Here is a 4,413-nt window from a genome sequence, read left to right on the forward strand (position 1 = left end):
CACATCGCAGCAAGCTTCATCTTCTATCTCAAAGAATGAGTCCTGAGCCTAGGTTCCCATACCCACCAATCTATGTCGTCTGTGATCGTGGGTATGCTTCGTACAAATTTCGGGAAGATCTGTTGATTTCAAGGTAGAGATGATCGGGATCGGGTGAGAAGCGCTACCAGCGCACGGACTCTGAGTGGGCTGCCGAAACGCGAGCGATCAGTGTTGCTCGAAGGGCAGCCCTCGTCATAATGCCGAATAGCTAATCATGTCTTTCAAGAATCAGCTTAAGCATCTCAAGTATGGCTGCGTCAATCACGCGCTACAGGCAACGATGTCCGCAGCCAGTTCATCTACGCGGGCGGGATCGGCATCCCATGCGAACATGAAGCGCGCACCGCCCCCGATGAAGGTATAGAAGCGCCAGCCGCGCTCCCGCAGTGCAGTGAATACTTTTTCCGATGCGCGCAGGAAAAGGGCGTTGGCCTGCACCGGGAACATCAGTTCCAGCCCCGGCACGTCCTTTATCGCATCGGCCAGGCGGGTAGCGCAGGCATTGCCGTGCGCGCCGTTGCGAAGCCACGCCCCACTTTCCAGCAGGCCGACCCAGGGGGCGGACAGGAAACGCATTTTGGAGGCCAGTTGCCCCGCCTGCTTGCAGCGGTAATCGAACCCTTCGGCCATGGCGCGGTCAAAGAACAGAATGGCTTCTCCCACGGCCATGCCGTTCTTGGTGCCCCCAAAACACAGGACATCCACGCCGGCTTTCCATGTCATGTCCGCCGGAGAACAGCCGAGGGCTGCGCATGCGTTGGCAAAGCGGGAACCATCCATATGCAGACGCAGGCCAAGTTCGCGGCAGGTCGCGGACAGGGCGCGGATTTCCTCAAGGGTATAAAGCTCCCCCGTTTCCGTGGGCTGGGTAATGGTGACGGCACGGGGCTTGGGGTAATGAATATCCGTCCGGCAGGTGGCTAGGGTGCGTACGTCCTGCGGACGAAGTTTGGCACTGTCCGTGCGGGCGGCCAGCAGTTTGGAGCCGTTGGAGAAAAATTCCGGTGCGCCGCATTCATCCGTTTCCACATGGGCAAACGGGGAACAGATCACACTGTTATAGGACTGACACAGGGAGGCCAGCGCCAGGGAATTGGCGGCAGTACCATTAAAGACAAAAAAGACCTCGCAATCCGTGTCAAACAGGGTGCGGAAGGCATCGGCGGCACGGACGGTCCATTCGTCCTCGCCATAGGCGGGGAGGGAGCCGGCATTGGCCTGCTGCATGGCCTGCCACGCCTCGGGGCAGATTCCGGCGTAGTTGTCACTTGCAAACTGCTGGCGCACGCTCATGGTCCTTTCCGGGCGCGGAGCTCCCATAGTGACGAGATGAGCGTGGTCATGGCCGCTCTTGCCGGTCTGACCACATTCCTTCACGCATGTGAAGGCACCATCTTGCCGGGAGCAGATTGACGTCAGGCACAGGCTTGACTCTTGATGGTTGAGCGGTGGAGTACCAGAAGCGCGTGTGGCCCGCAACAGCCCCGTTGCAGCGTGTCGTGCCGGGGCTGTCCTCGAAGAGGGGTATGATTGGCTCGGCGATGAGGGGGGATGGGTGCGATCAAACCATATCTCTCTGATATGTCAGGCAAAGAATGGCGGTTGATCGTTCCGGATCCGGCTTGGTGCGTGAGGACGCAGAGCAGCGGTATCATGCGTGAGACGGACCGTTCAACGAATTGCGATATGTAGTTGCCCGACGTGCCATGCTGAATGGCCCTTTGCCTTGTTTGATGATCGATCTGCAATCCTGTCATTGTGTGAAGGTGGCAGTTTCGAAGTTCTGGCGTCTGGGCGGCATGCAGTGCTGCGCATGGCTTCAGGTTTTAAGGCGGAAACCACTGCGGGCGTTCTTTCAAGGGAAAACTGGCGGGATCCCCGGGACATTCATTTTTCGCAGGTAGGGTAAAGAATTGTAACAGAGCAAAGGAATGTAATTGAATTTTTTCTTTGTCAGATTCAGCCAGCTTGGGGGCAAGGTAATGTCAACAGGCTGGGGTCAGTCTGCCACATTACCGTTCAGCTTGTCGCAACTATCATCGGAATTAATAGACTAAATGTTCTAATGGCATATTTTCTCATGACTTCACTAGTAAGGTAAGGACGAATGGGCGTTCTAGCGGACGCGTGCCGCATATTGCGTTCGAATGGATGCAAGACCTGTGGGTATTCTGTCGCTATTCTAGGTGTAATAATCCATTCAGTTCATCGGCATATTTTCTGTATATAGCGGAAAATATAGTGATAAAGGTCGTATGTGTTTTCTGGTTTCTGAAATTTTATGGGAACTTATTAAAAATACCACTGACTTTTTTCTGCTGTAGTGAGATTTTTGGATTTTAGAGGCATGTATAAAAAATTATTCTTGTTCTGTAATTGATGATTGCACTTATCGTCTTCTAATCCAAAACACACATTCAGGGAAACGAGTGTCATACGGCAATATGTTTTATTCATGAATTTTTTATAATATATGTTATTTTCAGATAGGTAATAAGTCACGCCCATTCAGGTAGGGGGCTAGGCTGGCTGGTCTTGATGTCCAAAATTTCTTGAATAACACCTATCTATAGGCGGTCTATGTTGACAATGTTAGCATTGGATTACATAACGCAAAGCGATAGCGGGAATTAAATAAACAAATTTGTAGAACGGAATGTTTCTCAAATGCCGATGCGATTGTTTTTTAACAAGAAAATGACAAAAGTGGAAACGAAGTCCACTGATGGCTAAAATCCTGTTGAGAAATATTCTGAATACCAGGATTTTACGATCCTGCGTTCGCTTGGATATTGTACTGCCCTGACAAATCTGGTGTCGTGGCGGAAACTCTTTCATGACATGAAACGCAACCTTGTGATGAAGGGATACAGAGGGGCAATCAGGCCGGTATCGACCTTTATCCTTGTGCTCGGTTTTCCGGTTGCTGCATCGGCTCAGTGCGTCACAAGCGGAAGTGCCATTTCCTGTACAGTGCCCAGTGGAACGCAGCCTCCCGTGACCGTAAGTCAGACCACGGTAGGAAGCGTTACCAATGGACTGTCCGTTACGGTTGGATCGGGCGCGGTCATTTCAACGCTCAGTAATTCGACAGCCAACCTTACAAATGATGCGGTTGTTGTGGGAGAAAATTCCACAATTGAAGTGGCCGGAACAGTTGAGACAGAATCGGACAATATAAAAGGCAAGGGTGGTACTATCGTGGGTCAGGATAGTACCGACACAATAGAAGGTGAAAGAGGGACGACAATTACTGTCGATTCCGGTGGACAGGTCCTGTCGACTGGAACCCAGCCGACGGCAGAGGCCATCAACCTTACAGGTACAGGCAATACCATCATCAATAATGGTGCCATTACAGCACAAAATGCAGATGCCATATATTTTGATGATGAAAGAGGCGATAAGGTCTCTACCGATTCTACAACAATAATCAATAACGGCACCATCGCGGGATATCTGGCTGATAATACAACAGCCAATCCAAATGCGAACGCCAAGACGGTTGCTATTGGTGAAGGTGGTGGTGAAACATTCAATATCACCAATGATTCAGGCGCTACTATTGAGGGTGATATCGTTCTGAACAAGGGCGCCACCAATCTTACACTTGATCCGAATTCCACGATTACCGGATACATCAAGACTGACGGAAATACGGCCAACAACATCAATCTCAGTGGCGACTCTTCGACGATCGGTGTCATGTCGACCGCCCTTCAGGGCGGCGCCATAGGATTTGCCAATCTGGACAAGACAGGGACCAGCACATGGGAAGTGGACAAATCCATCAGTTCGGAACTGTCAAGTCCACCAGAAGCGATTGCGGTTGATGTAGAGGGGGGCACCCTGGCCCTGACTGCGGACAACAGTTCGTTTAAAGGAACCACGACGGTTGGATCCGCCGGAACGCTGAAAATCGGTGACGAGGCGGATGGCGCAACAACGGCGGGCAGTCTGACCGGTGCGGTAGCGGATAGCGGAAAGGTTGTCTTTGACAATAGCGCCACTACCACGATGACAGGCCTGGCCATCGGCGGCAGCGGAGCTGTTGCGCAGGAAGGGGACGGCACGACAACACTTGATACGGCCCAGTCCTATACCGGGGCGACAACGATCAATGCAGGCACCCTTGCCCTGACTGGCAGTGGCAGCATTGCGACCTCCAGCGGCGTTACTGTCGCTTCGGGCGGGACGTTCGATATCAGCGGCACGACATCCGGCTCGTCTGTCCAGTCTCTTGCGGGCACGGGTGCTGTCTCGCTGGGGGGCGAGACCCTGACGCTGACCAATGCAAGCGGCAATTATGGTGGCAACATGTCGGGCACTGGCGGCCTGACGGTTTCCGGCGGGACGGAGACGCTGTCGGGG

Annotated in this window: 2 protein-coding genes; one reads left to right on the forward strand and one right to left on the reverse strand. The window is 52.7% G+C overall.

Going from position 1 to position 4,413, the window contains the following annotated elements:
• Positions 1–303: 303 nt before the first annotated feature.
• Positions 304–1,335 carry a threonine aldolase family protein gene (locus NJLHNGOC_RS15200; RefSeq protein WP_113597085.1) on the reverse strand — a complete coding sequence of 344 codons (1,032 nt, stop codon included), beginning with the start codon at positions 1,333–1,335 and terminating at the stop codon, positions 304–306.
• Positions 1,336–2,883: 1,548 nt separating this feature from the next.
• On the opposite strand from NJLHNGOC_RS15200, the gene NJLHNGOC_RS15790 reads away from it, so the two are divergent.
• Positions 2,884–4,413 (forward strand): beta strand repeat-containing protein (locus NJLHNGOC_RS15790; protein ID WP_206059817.1); only part of this gene is annotated, 1,530 nt, incomplete at its 3' end.

It is taken from the genome of Novacetimonas cocois (assembly GCF_003311635.1).
GTDB lineage: Bacteria > Pseudomonadota > Alphaproteobacteria > Acetobacterales > Acetobacteraceae > Novacetimonas > Novacetimonas cocois.